General features: G+C 41.9%; 15 protein-coding genes and 1 CRISPR repeat array. Of the genes, 8 read left to right on the forward strand and 7 right to left on the reverse strand.

Annotated features, from left to right (window positions below; all coding sequences use genetic code 11):
- Positions 1-19: 19 nt before the first annotated feature.
- Together G3T18_RS17040 and G3T18_RS17045 are read right to left on the reverse strand one after the other, a co-directional pair.
- Positions 20-2425 (reverse strand): PAS domain S-box protein, encoded by a 2406-nt coding sequence (locus G3T18_RS17040; RefSeq protein ID WP_224411778.1) that lies wholly within the window; start codon positions 2423-2425, stop codon positions 20-22.
- A gap of 44 nt (positions 2426-2469) precedes the next feature.
- Positions 2470-3696, reverse strand: coding sequence for an RNA-guided endonuclease InsQ/TnpB family protein (locus tag G3T18_RS17045; RefSeq protein ID WP_224411779.1), 1227 nt, complete (start codon positions 3694-3696; stop codon positions 2470-2472).
- A gap of 315 nt (positions 3697-4011) precedes the next feature.
- Here G3T18_RS17045 and G3T18_RS17050 point away from each other — a divergent pair, with 315 nt between their 5' ends.
- From G3T18_RS17050 to G3T18_RS17060, 3 genes are all read left to right on the forward strand, one after another.
- Positions 4012-4956 (forward strand): UDP-glucuronic acid decarboxylase family protein, encoded by a 945-nt coding sequence (locus G3T18_RS17050; RefSeq protein ID WP_224411780.1) that lies wholly within the window; start codon positions 4012-4014, stop codon positions 4954-4956.
- A gap of 69 nt (positions 4957-5025) precedes the next feature.
- Complete coding sequence (locus G3T18_RS17055; RefSeq protein WP_224411781.1) at positions 5026-6417, forward strand: UDP-glucose dehydrogenase family protein; 1392 nt, start codon at positions 5026-5028, stop codon at positions 6415-6417.
- A gap of 171 nt (positions 6418-6588) precedes the next feature.
- Positions 6589-8166 carry an NAD(P)H-hydrate dehydratase gene (locus G3T18_RS17060; RefSeq protein WP_224411782.1) on the forward strand — a complete coding sequence of 526 codons (1578 nt, stop codon included), beginning with the start codon at positions 6589-6591 and terminating at the stop codon, positions 8164-8166.
- A 3-nt stretch (positions 8167-8169) separates the two neighbouring features.
- On the opposite strand, the gene G3T18_RS17065 is transcribed toward G3T18_RS17060, so the two are convergent.
- The 3 genes from G3T18_RS17065 to G3T18_RS17075 are packed head-to-tail and all read right to left on the reverse strand — an operon-like array spanning position 8170 to position 11303.
- Positions 8170-9108 (reverse strand): alpha-L-glutamate ligase-like protein, encoded by a 939-nt coding sequence (locus G3T18_RS17065; protein ID WP_224411783.1) that lies wholly within the window; start codon positions 9106-9108, stop codon positions 8170-8172.
- 6 nt (positions 9109-9114) lie between these two features.
- The gene (locus tag G3T18_RS17070; RefSeq protein ID WP_224411784.1) at positions 9115-10746 is read right to left on the reverse strand and encodes a UUP1 family membrane protein; all 1632 of its coding nucleotides are present in this window, start codon (positions 10744-10746) and stop codon (positions 9115-9117) included.
- Positions 10743-11303, reverse strand: a complete 561-nt coding sequence (locus tag G3T18_RS17075) for an ATP-dependent zinc protease family protein (protein WP_224411785.1) — start codon at positions 11301-11303, stop codon at positions 10743-10745. The genes G3T18_RS17070 and G3T18_RS17075 overlap by 4 nt, the downstream gene beginning before the upstream one ends.
- 118 nt (positions 11304-11421) lie before the next feature.
- Positions 11422-12376: direct repeats of the CRISPR family, unit length 37 nt; unit sequence GTTTCAATCCCTAAGAGGGATTTTAGCTGATTTAAAC.
- Positions 12377-12800: 424 nt separating this feature from the next.
- Between G3T18_RS17075 and G3T18_RS17080 the strand changes: the two genes are divergently transcribed.
- From G3T18_RS17080 to G3T18_RS17095, 4 genes are all read left to right on the forward strand, one after another.
- Complete coding sequence (locus tag G3T18_RS17080; protein ID WP_224411786.1) at positions 12801-13505, forward strand: ATP-dependent Clp protease proteolytic subunit; 705 nt, start codon at positions 12801-12803, stop codon at positions 13503-13505.
- 31 nt (positions 13506-13536) lie between these two features.
- Positions 13537-14139, forward strand: a complete 603-nt coding sequence (locus G3T18_RS17085) for an ATP-dependent Clp protease proteolytic subunit (RefSeq protein ID WP_224411787.1) — start codon at positions 13537-13539, stop codon at positions 14137-14139.
- Positions 14140-14178: 39 nt separating this feature from the next.
- Complete coding sequence (locus G3T18_RS17090) at positions 14179-14928, forward strand: J domain-containing protein (RefSeq protein ID WP_318013993.1); 750 nt, start codon at positions 14179-14181, stop codon at positions 14926-14928.
- A 145-nt stretch (positions 14929-15073) separates the two neighbouring features.
- Positions 15074-15334 carry a hypothetical protein gene (locus tag G3T18_RS17095; RefSeq protein WP_224411788.1) on the forward strand — a complete coding sequence of 87 codons (261 nt, stop codon included), beginning with the start codon at positions 15074-15076 and terminating at the stop codon, positions 15332-15334.
- A 199-nt stretch (positions 15335-15533) separates the two neighbouring features.
- Here the strand turns inward: G3T18_RS17095 and G3T18_RS17100 are convergent, their stop codons facing one another.
- Positions 15534-15857: a hypothetical protein gene (locus tag G3T18_RS17100; protein ID WP_224411789.1), complete on the reverse strand. Its 324-nt coding sequence runs from the start codon at positions 15855-15857 to the stop codon at positions 15534-15536.
- Positions 15857-15988, reverse strand: coding sequence for a hypothetical protein (locus G3T18_RS25575; protein ID WP_263480471.1), 132 nt, complete (start codon positions 15986-15988; stop codon positions 15857-15859). Before G3T18_RS25575 ends, G3T18_RS17100 begins: the two co-directional genes overlap by 1 nt.
- Before the next feature lie 174 nt (positions 15989-16162).
- On the opposite strand from G3T18_RS25575, the gene G3T18_RS17105 reads away from it, so the two are divergent.
- A complete protein-coding gene (locus G3T18_RS17105) occupies positions 16163-16891 on the forward strand; it encodes a WecB/TagA/CpsF family glycosyltransferase (RefSeq protein ID WP_224411792.1) in 729 nt (242 codons plus the stop codon).
- The last annotated feature ends 769 nt before the right edge of the window (positions 16892-17660 follow it).

Below are 17660 nucleotides of genomic sequence, written 5' to 3' on the forward strand. Positions count from 1 at the left end.
TAAATTTAGCATTCGATCGTCAATTTAAGGTAAAATAAAAAGTTGCACCTTTTTCAAGAGCAGCTTCCACCCAAACTTTTCCTCCATGTCGGTGAATAATGCGAGCGACGGTGGCAAGTCCGATTCCCGTACCGGGAAAATCTTGTTCTGGATGGAGGCGCTGAAAAGCTCTAAATAATCGATTGGCATAAGCCATATCGAAACCTACACCATCGTCGCGAACGAAATAAATTGGTTTTCGCTCGGCTTCAGTAATTACCCCGAATTCAATGCGAGCAGTAGAATGGCAAGAAGTGTATTTCCAAGCATTGTTGAGTAAATTTTCTAAAGCTATTGGCAATAAACGGCGAGATCCGCGAACAACAATTTCTGGAAGAATAGAGAATTCTACTTGTCTTTGAGGTTGAGATTGTTGCAATTCGGTAGCTATTTCCTGGGCGAGACTGCTAAGATTAACTTCAGTGCGCTCGATTTCAGTGCGAGTAAGCTGAGATAGCATCAGCAAGCCGTCAATTAATTCGGTCATTTTTTGGACATTGGCACGAATTCGTTTGAGATAATCTTTACCTTGCCCATTGATAACTTCGCTGTAACTTTCATAAACTACTTGACTAAAGCCGTCGATAGCCCGTAATGGCGCGCGTAAGTCGTGAGATACAGAATAAGAAAAAGCTTCAAGTTCTCGGTTAGTGGCTTCGAGTTGAGCAGTACGTTGTTTGACGCGCAATTCCAAATTTTGATTTAGTTCTTTGAGAGCTTGTTCGACCTGAACGCGATCGCTAATATCAGTGATAAATCCTTCTATGGCGATCGCTTCCCCATTTGCTGTAAAAACACCTTCACCTTTCTCCCAGAGCCATTTACAATCCCCAGTAGCAGTGATAACACGATAAACTAACTCAAAGGGTTGCTGTTTTCTTAAAGCGCTTTGTATATCTTGCCAAACTTTTTCTCGATCGCGCAAGTCAATAAGTTCTCCAAAACTAATCCGTCGATTACCAATTAACTCTTGGGGTTGATAGCCAACTAACTCATAACTGCCTTGACTGACAAACTCCATTGTCCATTTTCGGTCATTCTGACAGCGATAAGCCATTCCGGGCAAATTATTCATTAAAGTAGTTAGAGCGCGCTGGCTTTCTTTTAATGCAAACTCAGCTTGTTTTTGTTCGGTAATATCTCGCGAGATCGCCAGTTGAACGTAACCGGTTCTGGAGCGATCGAATAAAGGAACTGCACGAGTTTCTATCCAACGACAGTTTCCTTTACTGGTGACGATTTCAAATTCTAAGCTTTCTTGATTTCCAGCACAAACACTTTCATTTAAGGCTTGAAATTTGGCGCGATATTTGGGCGCAATTAGGGAATATATCGATCTATTAATTATTTTACTGGGATTATCTATCTCTAAAATTTTCAAACCTGCTGCATTAATATCAAGTAAAGTTCCATCAGCCGCTACCAGTTTAATACATTCGGGTTCGTTATCAATAATCGTCCGTAAATATTGTTCGTTTTTGCGTAACGCTGACTCGGCTTGTTTTTGTGCGATCGCTAAACCTAATTGACTGGCAACTGAAGTGACTATTTCGACCAATCTTTCGTCTTCTGTTAAGGCTTTTAAGCTAAAAAAAACTAAGATTGCGACAATTTTTTCATTAGCAATAATCGGTACTCCTAGCGCTCCTTTTAATTTTACTTCTTTGGCTAAATCTACTCGCAGAAAATCAGCTTTACTACAAAGAGAAACGTCATTATTCCACTCAGCTTTCCGACTTGCCCAAACTCTTCCCGGAACTCCTTCACTTTTCGTAAAAGTGAAATTTTTGCTACCCTGACGAAATTTTCCTAAACTAGGATTATCGCCGTACCAAGCTGGATTTAAGATTAAGATTTCTTCTCCCTTTTTTATTTGCCAGGCTTCAGCATAATTCCAACCTGTAGCTTGACATACTTTGGTAAGAGTTATTTCTAAGGCAGCTTCAAAACTCTTAGCATCAATAATTGCTTGAGTTATACTTTGCAAAAGTCTAATTTCTGCTTCAGCACGCTGGTGTTTAGTTACGTCATGTGTTGTCTCAAGAGCTAGTTTCAGTTGTGACGAACTCGAACGAAGTGCTATTTCTAGATTAAGGCGAGATCGTTCTAGTTCGTGACGGCATCGTTGAGCTTTTTGCAGTAAGTAAATATTTAACGCTAGTATCCACGAGAGAAGCAATCCACTACCAATAACTATTTCTGGTAAAATTTGTTCGAGTTGGTTTTGGCGATCGCTAAGTAATTCTTGCCATAGTAGCAGCGTCCCTAGAGAAGCGACGATTCCTACTAAAATTGGCAAAGACGGTACCAGAAACCAACCAGTGTTTTTGATGGTCAGTAAATTTTCTCGTCCTTGAGTGGCTTGTTGCTTGTAAATCTGGCTCATACTTGATTTTGGAGACTGAGCGAGAAAAGTTGACGCTCCACGCCCTAGAAGGACGTAGATTCTTCATTCAACGAATCTTCGTTGGCTAACAGGATTTCTCCAACCAACCAAGAGGAAGTTTCTCCTGAAGCGTAGATTTTCGTGCGCCCCACGATATATAAAGCTTTTTGCAGAATGTTTATCGCCGCGTTCCAGTCCCGGTCGCAAACAAACCTACAATGATGACAAACATGAGTTCTCGTCGATAGAGATTTTTCTACTTTCTCTCCACAGTTGGAGCAGTTTTGAGAAGTATTATGGGGAGGGACAGCAATGGCTAATTTCCCATATTTGTCTGCAAAGTATTCTAACCATTGACGGAAAGTTGTCCATCCTGCATCCGTTATCGATTTAGCTAGACGACGATTCTTCACCATGCCTTTGACATTCAAATTTTCATAGGCGACCAAATCGTTAGATTGGATTAAACGGAGTGCCACTTTCTTGACGAACTCTTCTCGTTGCCTACTTACTTTTAAATGCTTTTTGGCAGATCGCTGTCTCGCTTTGTGATAATTATTGGACTGTGGCTTTTTGCCTTTGCGGTACTTATTTGATTTCCTGCGGTTGAGTTTATTGAGATGTTTTTCTGCTTTTCTATAGTATTGAGGAACTACTTCTGTATTCCCCTGACTATCAGCAATGAAAAACTTCAAACCCACATCAATTCCTACAGCCTTCTGAGTAGGAGTTAAAGGTTTTACGGTATCTCTGGGGTCTAATTTAATCGAGAATTGGACGTAATACCCATCTGCTCTCCTGACAATTCTGACCCGTTTAATTTGCTCTGGCTGAAAGTATTGAATGTCTCTAGAACCAATTAACTTTAGTCTCCCTATTCCTTTTTTATCGGTAAAGGTGATATGCTTCTTGGTGCTTTCGTCCAACTTCCAACCCGAAACTTTGTACTCTACAGAGCGTGAGTGCTTCTTGAACTTTGGATAGCCCTTTTTTCCTGGTTTTTGTTGTTTACAATTCTCGTAAAAACGAGTAATTGCTCTCAGTGTTCTCTCAACCGCAGTTTGACAAGCATGGGAGTTTAAGTCTTTGACAAATTCCAACTCATTTCTTAATGCTGTGTTGTATCTAAAGAGTTCAGCTTTACCTACACCTCTATTATCCATCCAGAAGCGAAGCACTTTATTTCGCACAAACTGACTTGTCCGAATCGCCTCTTCAATGGCAGCTACTTGTTGTGGCTTTGGCTTAACCTTGTACTCCAAGACCAACATTTGATCCTGACCACGTTAGTATCAAAATGGTAGCAGATTCAACCCAAAATAGCAACAAAAAGCCGTCCTCCGCTTCCCTAAAGGACGGGGCTTGAAACCCAAGATTTTCGGTCAAAAGTGCGATCGCTAACTTAGTAGCTTGCTAGTTTGCGAGAAAAGCAAAGCAGATTAAGAATTTTCCCGCAAAATTCACAAAAACTTAATATAAATTGTCCTCAGATTCAGCCCAACTTAACCAAAAGCAGCTTAACCTGGACAGAAGAATCATCGAAAAGTTAGTTTAAGATTGATTTCAAATTTCCTTGAGTCAGTTACATGAGAATCTTGGTAACAGGCGGCGCTGGTTTCATCGGCTCCCACTTAATTGACCGTTTAATGGAAGAAGGTCACGAAGTTTTGTGTCTGGATAACTTTTATACAGGTCACAAACGAAATATCCTCAAATGGCTGGATAAACCTTATTTTGAGTTAATCCGCCATGATATCACCGAACCAATCCGTCTGGAAGTCGATCGCATTTATCATCTTGCTTGTCCTGCTTCACCCGTACACTATCAATACAACCCTGTCAAAACCATCAAAACCAATGTGATGGGAACCTTGAATATGCTGGGGTTAGCCAAACGAGTTAAAGCAAGAATTTTACTAGCTTCTACTTCGGAAGTGTACGGCGACCCGGAAGTACATCCTCAGCCGGAAGAGTATCGCGGTAACGTCAACCCCATCGGAATTAGATCCTGTTACGACGAAGGAAAGCGAGTAGCGGAAACCCTGGCTTTTGACTACCATCGTCAAAACGGTGTAGACATCCGCGTAGCTCGTATTTTCAACACTTACGGCAGTCGGATGTTGTTTAATGACGGTCGGGTAGTGAGCAATTTTGCAGTCCAGGCTTTGCGCGGTCATCCTCTGACAGTTTACGGCGATGGTTCCCAAACTCGTAGTTTTTGTTATGTTTCTGACTTAGTAGAAGGACTAATTCGACTCATGAATGGCGATTACATCGGTCCTGTTAATTTGGGCAATCCTGGTGAATATACGATCCTGGAATTAGCCCAGAAAATTCAACAAATGGTCAATCCTGACAACGAGATTGCGTTTAAACCTTTACCTCAAGATGACCCCAAGCAGCGTCAACCTGATATTACGAAGGCAAAAACCATTCTCGGTTGGGAACCTACTATTCCTTTGGATGAAGGGTTAAAACTATTGATAGATGATTTTCGCTCGCGTTTGAATTCTGGGGAATCATCTAATTAGGGTGCTAGTTATTTTTCTTTGGCAGACAACTTTCGATAAACCTGTTTGAGCTATTTTGAGGACAAGGATATGCGTGTTTGTGTAATTGGTACTGGATATGTTGGTTTGGTAACTGGAGTTTGTTTATCTCACATCGGACATGATGTTATCTGTGTTGATAACAATGAGGAGAAAGTTAAGTTATTAAAATCTGGTCAGTCTCCAATCTACGAACCTGGTTTGACGGAGTTGATGAAGTCTTGTACCGAAGCAGGACGTTTGCATTTTACTTCGGATCTTGCCGCTGGGGTAGACCATGGCGAAATTCTCTTTATTGCGGTGGGAACTCCTGCTTTAGCGACAGGTGAAAGCGATACTCGTTATGTAGAAGCGGTTGCTCGCGGTATTGGGGAACATCTTCTGGATGGTTACAAAGTAATTGTCAATAAGTCTACTGTACCGATTGGTTCGGGAGACTGGGTACGGATGATTGTCCTGGATGGTGTGGCTCAACGTCAAGAGTCTCTAGTGACAGCCGGAGGTGGTTCTAAAGAAGATGTTCTCAAGGAAGTGACGGCTGAGTTTGATGTGGTAAGTAATCCTGAGTTTCTCCGTGAAGGTAGTGCTGTTTATGATACTTTTAACCCAGATCGGATTGTTTTAGGTAGCAACAGCAAGAAAGCTCTGGAAATGATGCAGGAACTTTACCAACCTTTGGTTACTCGCGAGTTTGGTGAAGATAGTTCTCTTCCTCCGGTTCCAGTGGTGATGACTGACCTCAATTCGGCGGAAATGATTAAGTATGCAGCTAATTCTTTCTTAGCGACGAAGATTAGCTTTATTAATGAGGTAGCAAATATTTGCGATCGCGTTGGTGCAGATGTGACTCAAGTCGCGAAGGGTATCGGTTTAGATTCTCGCATTGGCAATAAGTTTTTGCAAGCGGGGATCGGTTGGGGAGGTTCTTGTTTCCCGAAGGATGTTTCGGCTTTAATTCACACTGCTGATGACTATGGTTATGATGCACAGTTGTTGAAATCGGCTGTGAGTGTTAACCAACGTCAGCGTTTGATTGCGTTGGAAAAACTTCAGCATGAATTGAAAATCCTTAAGGGGAAAACTGTTGGTTTACTCGGTTTGACTTTTAAACCGAATACTGATGACTTACGCGATGCACCTTCTTTGATTTTGATCGAGCAACTTAACCGTCTTGGTGCTAAAGTTAAAGGCTATGACCCGATTATTTCGCAAACGGGAATGCGTCATGGCTTAACGGGTGCGATCGTTGAAACTGACCCGGAACGTTTGGCTGATGGCTGTGATGCTTTGGTTTTAGTTACTGACTGGGAACAGTTCCAGAATCTTGATTACAAGAAAATGGCGAAGTTGATGAATAATCCTGTAGTTATTGATGGTCGCAATTTCCTTGATAAAGATGCGCTTGAAGCTGCTGGTTTCCGTTACGTGGGTATTGGTCGCTAATTTGATTTATCCTACACTGATGTTTGGGAAATGTGTGGGATGAATAACGAGTTAAGTTAAATAGTAATTGGTAGGGTGTGTGAATGAACGCACCCTACTAATCTTTAGAGAGAAGAAATTTCACAATCTTTTTGCTATAAAAAATCCAGGATGTGACTTAAAATAATTTTTATGCAGCAACCGAGACCAGAGATAGAATCAGTTGTAGTTTCCGCCGCGCAAATGCAGGAAATTGAAGGGCGAATTTTTGCGGCAGGAATGCCTGTTGCTGCTTTAATGGAAAAAGTGGCAGTGGATCTCGCGCAACGAATTATTTCTCTGTTCCCTGATGACCAAATTTCGCGAGTTGGGATTCTTGTCGGTCCGGGTCATAATGGTGGTGATGCTTTGGTTGTGGCTAGGGAGTTACATTTAGCGGGTTATCAAGTTGTTCTCTGTCGTCCAATTCCCAAAGCGAAGGAACTTACTCAACAACACGCTAATTATGCAGCTAATTTGGGTATTCCCTGTTACGAAGATGTCGCAGCGTTACACAATTGCAATTTAATTATTGATGGTTTGTTTGGTTTTGGGCAAACTAGAGATATTGCAGGAAATCTCGCGGAAGTTATTCAACAAGTTAACAAATGGCGGAAATTAGTTGTTAGTATCGATCTACCTTCGGGTATTCATACTGATACAGGATCTATTTTAGGAATTGCGATTGATGCGACATACACTTTCTGTATTGGTTTATGGAAACGAGCATTTTTCCAAGATCGAGCTTTACAATATATCGGTCAAGCAGAATTAATTGATATTGGCATTCCGACTGCTGATATTTGGACAATTTTATCAGATCCGCCGCAAATACAATGTTTAACTTTTGCCAAGGCTAAAGAATATTTACCTTTACCTCGTCCCGCAGTCACCCACAAATATAAACAAGGTCATTTATTATTAATTTGCGGTTCAGAACGTTATGCGGGTGGTGCTATTTTAACAGCTTTGGGTGCAAGAGCGTCAGGAGTGGGAATGCTCTCGATCGCTGTTCCGGAAACTTTGAAACCATTGCTAGTCAGTCACTTACCAGAAGCTTTAGTAATTGCTTGTCCGGAAACAGAATCTGGAGCTATAGCCAATCTACCACCGATCGCTGCCGAATTTGATAGTTATCACGCGATCGCCTGCGGTCCCGGTTTGACTCTCGCGGCTAAACCCATTTTCCAACAAGTTCTCCAAGCTGACAACCCCCTGATTTTAGACGCAGACGGTTTAAATATTCTCGCCGAATTAGACACAATACCAACCTTAGCCCAAAGATCGAAGCAAACCATCCTTACGCCCCATCCAGGCGAATTTAAACGGCTTTTTCCGCAAATTTCTCATCCCAACAGCGATCGCCTCAGCGCCGCCCAACAAGCCGCGCAAGAAAGTAATTCAATTATTTTACTCAAAGGATCGAGAACCGCGATCGCTTCACCACAAGGCGCTGTCTGGGTAATTCCTGACAGTACACCAGCCTTAGCCCGTGGCGGTAGTGGGGATGTCCTCACAGGTTTAATTGGCGGCTTAGTCGCGCAAACAACAGCCACAGAGAAGCCATTAGCAGCGATGGCTACGCCGACCTTACGGTACGTTGCTACTGCCGCTTGGTGGCACGCCCAAGCAGGTATTTTAGCAGCCGAAGAACGTACCGAATTAGGCGTAGATGCTTTTACCTTATCACAATATTTGATTCCTTATTTGAGTAAAAAATTAACTAAATAATCGCTAATCACGAGCAAAATTTTCTTGTGCAAAAGCGATTTTTTCTTCAATATCCGAAAGTTTCAGTAAAGCGCGATCGATAGTTTGCAATCGTTCAGTTAAACCCTCTCGATTAGCAATTTGAATAGAAAGTCCGGGACGAGCATTTATTTCTAATAAAAGTGGTCCTTTGTCGCGATCCAAAACAATATCCACACCAAGGTAGCCAAACTCAGTGCGATCGCCTAATTTAGCAGCCATCTCTAAAATAGTTTCCCAATGGGGTATTTGATGACCTCGCAACGGATATCCAGTTTCTGGATGCTTGTCAAGATAGCGATTATTTTGAATCCCAGCTAAAGTTTTCCCCGTCGCTAAATCAATTCCCACACCCACACCACCTCGGTGCAAATTTGCCTTTCCGTCAGAAACTTTTGTCGGTAAACGCAACATTGCCATTGTAGGAACACCATGATAAACGATTACTCGAACATCGGGAACGCCTTGATAAGCTATTTTTTCAAATACGCGATCGAACTGTACCATAGCTTCAATAATTATCAGATCGCTTTGACCTGCAATCGAAAACATTCCGCCAAGAATATTATACAAATGATAATGCAAATCATCTGATTTCATAACAGAACCATTTGCTTGACGGTAGCCTGATTCGGTCACTTCTTTAACGACCATAATCCCATCTCCGCCACTTCCTTTTCCTGGTTTTACCACAAAAGATGAGCAATTTTTGACTAACTTTGGTAACGTCTTAACCTCATTTTGAAAAGTAATTATTCCGTAAGTTTCGGGAACAGGTATACCAATACTTTCAGCAATCTTTTTCGTTTCAAGTTTCGAGTCAGCAAGTCGATAAAGCTGACGTGGATTATTAGGAAACAAATAATCTAAATTCCGAGCATTAATTCCCAGAATTCCGTGGCGTTGAAGTGAAAATGGCAACATAAAAGCTTATCTTTCTGCTTGATTCAACTGCTTTTGGAGAGACATAAAACGGAAATACTCGATTAATTTATAACCGTTGTAGCGTCCCACCATAATATTAATCCCCAGGACTAAAAGCAATAATTCCGGAAAGACAAATGCCCAATGTTGTACATAATCATTAACCATACAAAAATAACCAACAACTGCCGCTAAAACTGTTCCCAGTCCGGCAATTACCGTATCTTTAGCACCATCTTCTTCCCACATTAAAGATGCTCGTTCGATTGTCATCGCGAGGATCACAATCGGAAACAGAGAAACTGATAAACCTAACTGAATACCGAGACTTTCCATGACAACTGCTAGCAAACCGACTAACAAAACAGTAGCGGTTAAAATGGCGGCGAGTCTAGGAACAATTAAAAGCTGTAATTTATTAAGGTAGCCACGGAATAAAAGCCCAATAATTACTACTAAAATAAATAGAGGTATCCCGACAATAATTCCGGTTTGACGAAAGGCAAGCGAGATTAAAATGGGTGTAAATGTGCCAAAGGTTTTTAAGCCGACCATTTGGTGTAAAATGGAGATAATTAAAGCACCAATTGGGACGAGAACGAGGATTTGTAAGACTCTTTGAGTTGCTAGTGGTAGCCGGAGAAAAGAGTATTCTAAAAAAGGACTTATCGCAGTTTCGTTCTCTAAAACTGTGCGGGTAAATCCGTCATTGGTATTTGGTTGAACAACGATCGCTAAATCGACATTGTTTGCACCTGTTGCGGTTAAGACTCGATCTGTACCGTACCACCAAGTTAGATAGCGATTTTGTTCTTTAAAAGTTTGGTCAACTGGATCTAAAGCTAACCAGCGAGATCCGTCTTTAACTTCCAGCCATTCAACAAAATCAGTCGAATAAACTTCTTCACCTCTCAAAAAGATTCCGTTACCAACTCTTACTGGAACTTCGGCTCTTTCTAACAAAAATGCGGCTATTTGAACGGTGGAATCTGGCTTTCTGACATTTCGACTGACAGCTTGAATGCGAATGTCATCTGTCTGAAGAGCTAGTTGATAAATTTGTTGAGCAAAAGAAAAGCGATCGCTGGATTTTTCTTTCGCTTCTTTAATCAAACCGACGATCTCGGTAACGGGCAAATTTTCCGCTAAATTTTCTTTCACTCTTTCAGTATTCGTCCCAAAGCGAACCATTTGCTTATCTACTAGCCGCCGTCCCGAAATTGGCACTTCTTCTTCAATTGGAGTAAAGCCAGTGTTTCTTTCAATATTAGCTCGATAAAAGATGAATTCACTGGCATTTTCCGCATTTTGTTTCGTAAAAGTTGCTACTCTGTTAGTCGAATTTTCTTCTGTTTCAATTTGGCGATCGAATCCTTGATTAACGAAGTTTTCTGCTACAATTTGATAACGGGGAGAATCTTGGGGAAGATGAAAGCGAATGCTACTAGGCAAATCCGTATCTACCGAAAGTGGTGATGGTTGCGAAGAGAAAGAAATTTTCGCTTCCACATACCAACTATTAAAAGCTTGATTAGGAAAGAAAGGAACCTCAGAAGCAGTTAACTTATGAATAAAAATGCCTAGTCCCACTGCTCCTAAAAATAAGGCTAAAAGTAAAGCATGAAGAGTGCGCTTCACTGTTGTTCCTCCTCTTTTAGACAAGAAGGATCTTGGGTAAATGTCTGAGAGGAATCAACCGCCAATTTGCCTTTTTTAAGCATATTACGTCCGACTAAAACAGAATAGTTAAAGTCATCTCGATCTGCTAAGTTTACTTCTTCTTCAATCCAGCTACCTCCAACACACATTTTCATGCGTACCACGGGACGACGAATGTAATCTTGGGTGCGACTTTCGATTTTAACCCAACGAGCAACAGGAAGCTCATAAACTTGGCTGACTTCTTCTCCATCGCGGAAACGAAATTTAATCATTCCGCCAGATTCGGTTTCTTCATCGGGTTGTTCGATAATTTCGGCATTAATTGAGGAGGTAGTTGCACCTGTATCTAACTTAAATTTAATCTCTTGGTCTAAGCCGGAAATTTTGCCTTTTTCTACCCAACCGACAATCTCAACTGATTGTGTAATTGAACTATCAGCTTGAGTAGGTTGACCTGTGCATCCTGCCCCTAATAATAAGCCTAGAGAGCAGAATACGAGGGAAATTTTTTTTACTTTAGGTGGTGATAACAAAATGGATTTATGGATTTAGGGAGTAACGTCAACGAATCTTAACAATTCTTTCACAAGTGTAGCAAGATTTTCGGGTCGGGGACGCGATCGGGAACATTATCCTCATATAGTATTAAATGTTTTAATCCCTAAGAGGGATTTTAGCTGATTTAAACGAAACAATAGCCACTGCCTGTTATTAAGAAGCGATGTTTCAATCCCTAAGAGGGATTTTAGCTGATTTAAACTATTGCTCATCACTTCCTAGCTGAGTTTATGGCTGTTTCAATCCCTAAGAGGGATTTTAGCTGATTTAAACGGAAACCACGGTTGCCTTATGGAATCGTAGTCAAGTTTCAATCCCTAAGAGGGATTTTAGCTGATTTAAACTTGAGTATGTTTGTTTAGTTGTAACCATTTTTCAGTTTCAATCCCTAAGAGGGATTTTAGCTGATTTAAACGCCAATGCCCGACTGGAATAAGATTACTTTTGGGTTTCAATCCCTAAGAGGGATTTTAGCTGATTTAAACCGTAGACAAACAATTAACAACCGTGGAAGGTGACGCTGGTAACGTAGAATTTGTTTCAATCCCTAAGAGGGATTTTAGCTGATTTAAACAGGCAGAATTGTCGATTTTGAAGATAAGCAAGTCTTTTGGATTGTTTCAATCCCTAAGAGGGATTTTAGCTGATTTAAACTATTTAGTTATCTTTAACCAAGGGTTGGGTTTACGCCCGTTTCAATCCCTAAGAGGGATTTTAGCTGATTTAAACCAAAGAAAATGGTGAGTTACATAGAAGCGGCTACGGTTTACGCCCGTTTCAATCCCTAAGAGGGATTTTAGCTGATTTAAACTTGAGTCGCCGCAGGAAATAGGCGATCGCCTAGATTGGCTTAAGGCTGAAGTTTCAATCCCTAAGAGGGATTTTAGCTGATTTAAACGTTAGAATTCATTGTAAAGAAATCTATTTAGCCTGTGTTTCAATCCCTAAGAGGGATTTTAGCTGATTTAAACCTCAAAGAGTACATTATGGCAAACATGGCTACATTAAGTGGTTTCAATCCCTAAGAGGGATTTTAGCTGATTTAAACTGCGGTAGCCAGAAACCGTTGTGATATGTAGTTTTCGAGGTTCATTTCTGCGAATCTCCTCTAAATATATCATCAGGGTGAGGAAATAGCAAGCCAAAATAGCTGAAACCCTTACCAGATAAAGGCTGCGGATCGTTTTTGAGAAGAAAATACTTGTAAGCATTGAGCCACATAGGTTGTAGAGATTTTTTTCGAGAGGCAATTTTGTACACCTACCCATCCGCAAACTAAAGCGCGATCGCCTTCCTCAGAAAATGTTCGCTTGGGGAAATTATAGTCTGGGTGAGGCGCGATCGCGTCCCGAAAACTACCACCTCACCTCGTGGTAGAGTTACCCGCAACAGCGCGATCGGACTGATAAGCTAAAATCAAGTCAGAACCGCATTTTCCGCAGAAATTAAAGCTGAGAAACGAGCGAGAACCCATGATCGATGACAACCTGAAATCATCACCAATACAGGCGGTGCAAGCCCCTTATCGAGGCGGATCTACCTACCGCACTCCACCCCCAGATTTACCCTCTTTACTTTTAAAAGAGCGAATTATCTATCTGGGACTACCTTTAGTGTCACCTGATGAATACAAACAACAACTTGGTATTGATGTTACTGAGCTAATTATCGCTCAATTGCTTTTCCTCCAGTTCGATGACCCAGAAAAACCGATTTTTATGTACATCAACTCTACTGGTACATCTTGGTACGGTGGAGAAGCGATCGGCTTTGAAACTGAGGCGTTTGCGATTTGCGATACTATTGATTACATCAAGCCTCCTGTACATACGATTTGTCTGGGTCAGGCAATGGGAACAGCAGCTATGATTCTTGCCGCAGGTGCAAAAGGTAATCGTGCTAGTCTACCCAACGCGACGATCGTACTCAATCAACCTCGTCAAGGGGCGCAAGGTCAAGCAACAGACATTCAAATCCGCGCGAAAGAAGTTTTGGCAAATAAGCGCGTGACTTTAGAGTTACTTTCTAAATATACAGGTCAGCCAGTCGAAAAATTAGATAAAGATACCGACCGAATGTTCTATCTGAGTCCGCAAGAAGCTCAAGAATACGGTATCATCGACCGCGTTTTGTCAAGTACCAAAGATTTGCCCACACCCCCTCCGGCGGGAATTTAATTTAAGTCCATCTTTACGAGGATCGAGTTTTATGCCTATTGGTGTTCCCAAAGTACCTTATCAACTTCCCGGTCAACCTTATAGTGACTGGATTAATATCTACGATCGCCTTTATCGCGAACGGATTATTTTTCTCGGTCGCGGGATTAATGATGGTTTGGCTAATCAAATTATTGCCGTGATGCTTTACCTTGACTCGGAAGACTCCAGCAAACCGATTTATCTTTATATCAACTCTCCTGGAGGTTCCGTTACGGCGGGGATGGCGATTTTCGATACCATGCAGCATATCAAATCGGATGTAATTACGATTTGTGTCGGTTTAGCTGCTTCGATGGGTTCTTTCCTCCTGGCTGCGGGAACGAAAGGAAAACGCCTTGCTTTACCTCACTCTCGGATTATGATCCACCAACCTTTGGGTGGTGTGCAAGGTCGCCGACAAGCTACTGATATCGAAATTGAGGCAAGAGAAATTCTCCGGATTAAACGCCAACTCAATCAAATGTTAGCAGAACGCACTGGTCAAACAATCGAAAAGATTGAGAAAGATACCGATCGCGATTATTTCATGTCGGCTCAAGAAGCAAAAGAGTACGGACTCATTGACAAAGTGATCGAAGAAGGCGCACCCTAGTACAGTGAACAGCGAACAGTTACCAGTTACCAACGAGCAGTGAACAGTGACAAACGATCGCTTCTGAGTTTACCAGTTGGCGATCGCCTATTTCTCACCACTGGTAACCGCTCGCTGTTAACTGATAACTGTCAACTGATAACTGATAAGGTGGTAATGAAACTGGCGGACTGCTATCGTTTGTTGGGTTTGAATTATGGAGCCGATTTAGAGCAAATTAAGGCATCTTATCGGCGTTTGGCGCGAATGTATCATCCTGATGTTAATCCAGGCGTGCTGGATGCGGAAGCGAAGTTTGTTCGGTTGACAGAAGCTTATAAGTTGCTTGTCAGCATTGCAAGTCGCACACCCTCAACTATCAAAACTCCGTTGGTAAAGCCGCCGAGAAGCACTCAAACTACTCCTAAAGTTGAAGTAAAGCCGCAGGGAAAACCTTCTCCACAACCCCCTCCACCATCTCCACCACTGCCAAAAGTTCCTTCTCTGTCGAAAGCGGAATTAGAGTTGAAGTGGAATTCTTATCAACTTTTACAAGTATTATTGAAAAATAAACGGTTTGCTCGCGCGATCGCTTTGGTTGATGGTTTAGGACAACGCCTCTGTAAAGATCCTGAAGTTCGTCAATGGCAAGCTATTACTTATCAACAATGGGGACGACAACTTCTTAAGGAAGGCGAACTACAAAAGGCAAGAATTTACTTTAAAAAAGCTCTGCGTACCGACCCTCATAATCGCTCGCTATGGGCAGAAATTGAACGGGATTTTCGCAAAATGGAGGAACTATTTTAACTGTATTAAGTTATGTAAGCATCTTGGTTATAAATCGAGATGTTGCGCTAATCTGAGCAGTAAATACTTAGAAAAAACTGGCTCGTTAAAACGCGATCGCTACCGAAAAGTTGTTACGTAAATATTATTTACCAGCAAATCAATTATGGCAAGAATTAATCCTTATACTCTGCAAATGCAAATTACTAGAATGTTCGAGCAAGGACAATCTTTATTTGCCACTACAAAAGTACAAGATTGGCTGCGAGAACGCAATCAAAATCCTCAAGATTATGAGATAATTTTTCAGAGAAAACCTGCTCCACCTGGTTCTAATTTAGTTATGATAATTGAAATTGAGTTACGCCGTAAAGATGGGCAACCTGTCGATCCTTGGTTACAGGAACAAGTTAATCTTCATGGTTAAGATGAGTTGATGGTTGGGCTTTAGTGCTATTTTTTTAGGCTAAAGCTTGACAATTAATTGTTGATATTTTTTTGTAACTACAGATAAACACAGATGAACGCGGATGTTAGATTAAAGGTTAAATAAAAAGCTACAGAGTTGATGTAGAAAAGTTGCGTGCAATGTCTCTACAAGGTGATAATAGGTGACCAAGATTTGCTTAATTTTTGGGTAGTTGAGAAACTAATCTTTGGCTACTTTTTGCTAGTAAATGATTGTCTAATTTTCCGGCTGTATCGGCTTTAAGTAAGGCTGAGATTGCTGGATAATATAAGTCAGTGTCGTAAGCAATCAGAATTAAATCTACTCCTGCGTTGAGGACGCTAGATTTGGTAAGCTGAAAATTAACTTCGCTGAGGGCAGTAACTGTGAAACTGAAAGCAGCAACGGCTAAAACGAAGAAACTGAGTAAATTGGGGAATTTGAGTTGAATTTTCTTCAGAAAGAGACATTCCGAGACGATAAAGATAAACGCGATCGCCACTACAACCTATAATAACCAACTGCTAATAACCAACTGCGGACACTAGCCAAAAGCGGCGATCGCAAATAAATTGCTGCTACTGAGAGTGTAACTGCGATCGCAATTTGAACGATTTTCAGGAAAATAAACATATTTCAGGGATTGGTAGACAAGGGATAGAGGGTTATCAGTTATCACGTCGCCGCATGAAATAGTTATCAGTTTACCCAATCACCAATCCCCAATCCCCAAAAATTCCCGGAATCTAGTAATTTGAGCAGAAAAGGCAGCTATAATTCGATGTGAAATCAACTAACAACTCAGATATGTTGGAGGCTCCCAAACAATTTTCGGTGCTAGGGCTACCAGTGCATCTTGCTGTAGACTATACTAATTGGTTACGCGATCGCTTGCACAGTGGTGTCAGCACTCATATCGTCACCCTGAATGCGGAAATGGTCATTCAAGCGGAACAAAATGAACAATTGGCGGCAGCAATTCGCCAAGCTGATTTAGTCATTCCCGATGGTGCAGGTGTGATTCTCTATTTACGTCGAAGGGGTTACAGACAAAGGCGTTGTCCGGGAATAGAATTAGCAGAGTCATTACTCGAACAATTAGGAAAGCGAGGGGAATCTTACCCGATTTTCTTTTATGGGGGTGCGCCTGGGGTGGCTGCTTCCGCCGCCGACTACTGGAAATCGCGATCGCCGGAATTATCTATTACTACTAGCCACGGCTACCTAAATTCTGACGGTCAAACCCAATTGCAACAAACTTTAAAACAACAGCAGCCGCGCTTGGTTTTTGTTGGTTTGGGCGTTCCCCGTCAGGAATTATGGATAGCTGAAAATCGCTGGCTTTGTCCCCAAGCAACTTGGATTGGTGTTGGTGGTAGTTTTGATATTTGGGCGGGTATCAAAAATCGCGCCCCGGAATGGTTGCGCGAACATAATCTCGAATGGTTATACCGATTGTATCAAGAACCTTGGCGTTGGCGGCGAATGTTGGCTTTACCTCAATTCGCTTGGCGGGCTTTAGTAGTTCGATGTTAGCTTTAAGCTGATTTTCTCCTCGGCTGGCTTGCGATCGCTGCTAAATTAATACTTATGCTGTTTCAGCAACAATTTTTCCTGTTTTCTCTTGTGGGTAAAATGCCCGCCAGATGGTTAATCTGAGATTCTGTTTGGGTAAATATGAGGAATTGTAAATCAGCCTTGACGAGCGCAGGAATTAGTAATTATGTTAAAGCTGCCAATGCGTCAAAAATTCAAATCGACGCACCTCGGCAAGAACCTTGAAAACTGCATAAATTCGTTGACGTGCGTCGATGCCTTACCCAGTAAGGGTTTCAGACGACAAAAGTTGACTATTCTCAGGTGTCAGAGAGGAAAAATTTGGAGGTGCGTCGATTTGACCTCTGAAACCCGCTCACAGCATGGGTTCTACAGCGAACTCTTTCCCTAACCTCTTCCCCGCAAGGGGATGGAAACCTGAGTGGCACGGATGTTCAAACCGCGCCCACACGAAAAACTTTCCCTAACCTCTTCCCCGCAAGGGGATGGAAACTTTTGGGTACCGACCGCTACACCAGTGAGGTTTCCCCTTTCCCTAACCTCTTCCCCGCAAGGGGATGGAAACCACCAAATGCAATTGTCGTTTAACTCGCACGTAGCGCGAAACTTTTCCTAGCTGTTGAAACAGATAACAGCATTGGTCGCACTTAGCTTAGTTTTCCGTTTACAGGATCTCTTGACGCTCCACGCCCTAGAAGGACGTAGATTCTTCATTCAACGAATCTTCGTTGGCTAACAGGATTTCTCC

Origin of the sequence: Oscillatoria salina IIICB1, from assembly GCF_020144665.1 — a bacterium.
GTDB lineage: Bacteria > Cyanobacteriota > Cyanobacteriia > Cyanobacteriales > SIO1D9 > IIICB1.

Bases quoted from the DNA above. Each gene is read 5' to 3' on its own strand.
- G3T18_RS17045 (WP_224411779.1), bottom strand. From the start codon at position 3,696: ATGTTGGTCTTGGAGTACAAGGTTAAGCCAAAGCCACAACAAGTAGCT.
- G3T18_RS25575 (WP_263480471.1), bottom strand. From the start codon at position 15,988: ATGTTTATTTTCCTGAAAATCGTTCAAATTGCGATCGCAGTTACACTC.
- G3T18_RS17050 (WP_224411780.1), top strand. From the start codon at position 4,012: ATGAGAATCTTGGTAACAGGCGGCGCTGGTTTCATCGGCTCCCACTTA.
- G3T18_RS17095 (WP_224411788.1), top strand. From the start codon at position 15,074: ATGGCAAGAATTAATCCTTATACTCTGCAAATGCAAATTACTAGAATG.
- G3T18_RS17105 (WP_224411792.1), top strand. From the start codon at position 16,163: ATGTTGGAGGCTCCCAAACAATTTTCGGTGCTAGGGCTACCAGTGCAT.
- G3T18_RS17085 (WP_224411787.1), top strand. From the start codon at position 13,537: ATGCCTATTGGTGTTCCCAAAGTACCTTATCAACTTCCCGGTCAACCT.
- G3T18_RS17040 (WP_224411778.1), bottom strand. From the start codon at position 2,425: ATGAGCCAGATTTACAAGCAACAAGCCACTCAAGGACGAGAAAATTTA.
- G3T18_RS17055 (WP_224411781.1), top strand. From the start codon at position 5,026: ATGCGTGTTTGTGTAATTGGTACTGGATATGTTGGTTTGGTAACTGGA.
- G3T18_RS17080 (WP_224411786.1), top strand. From the start codon at position 12,801: ATGATCGATGACAACCTGAAATCATCACCAATACAGGCGGTGCAAGCC.
- G3T18_RS17065 (WP_224411783.1), bottom strand. From the start codon at position 9,108: ATGTTGCCATTTTCACTTCAACGCCACGGAATTCTGGGAATTAATGCT.
- G3T18_RS17060 (WP_224411782.1), top strand. From the start codon at position 6,589: ATGCAGCAACCGAGACCAGAGATAGAATCAGTTGTAGTTTCCGCCGCG.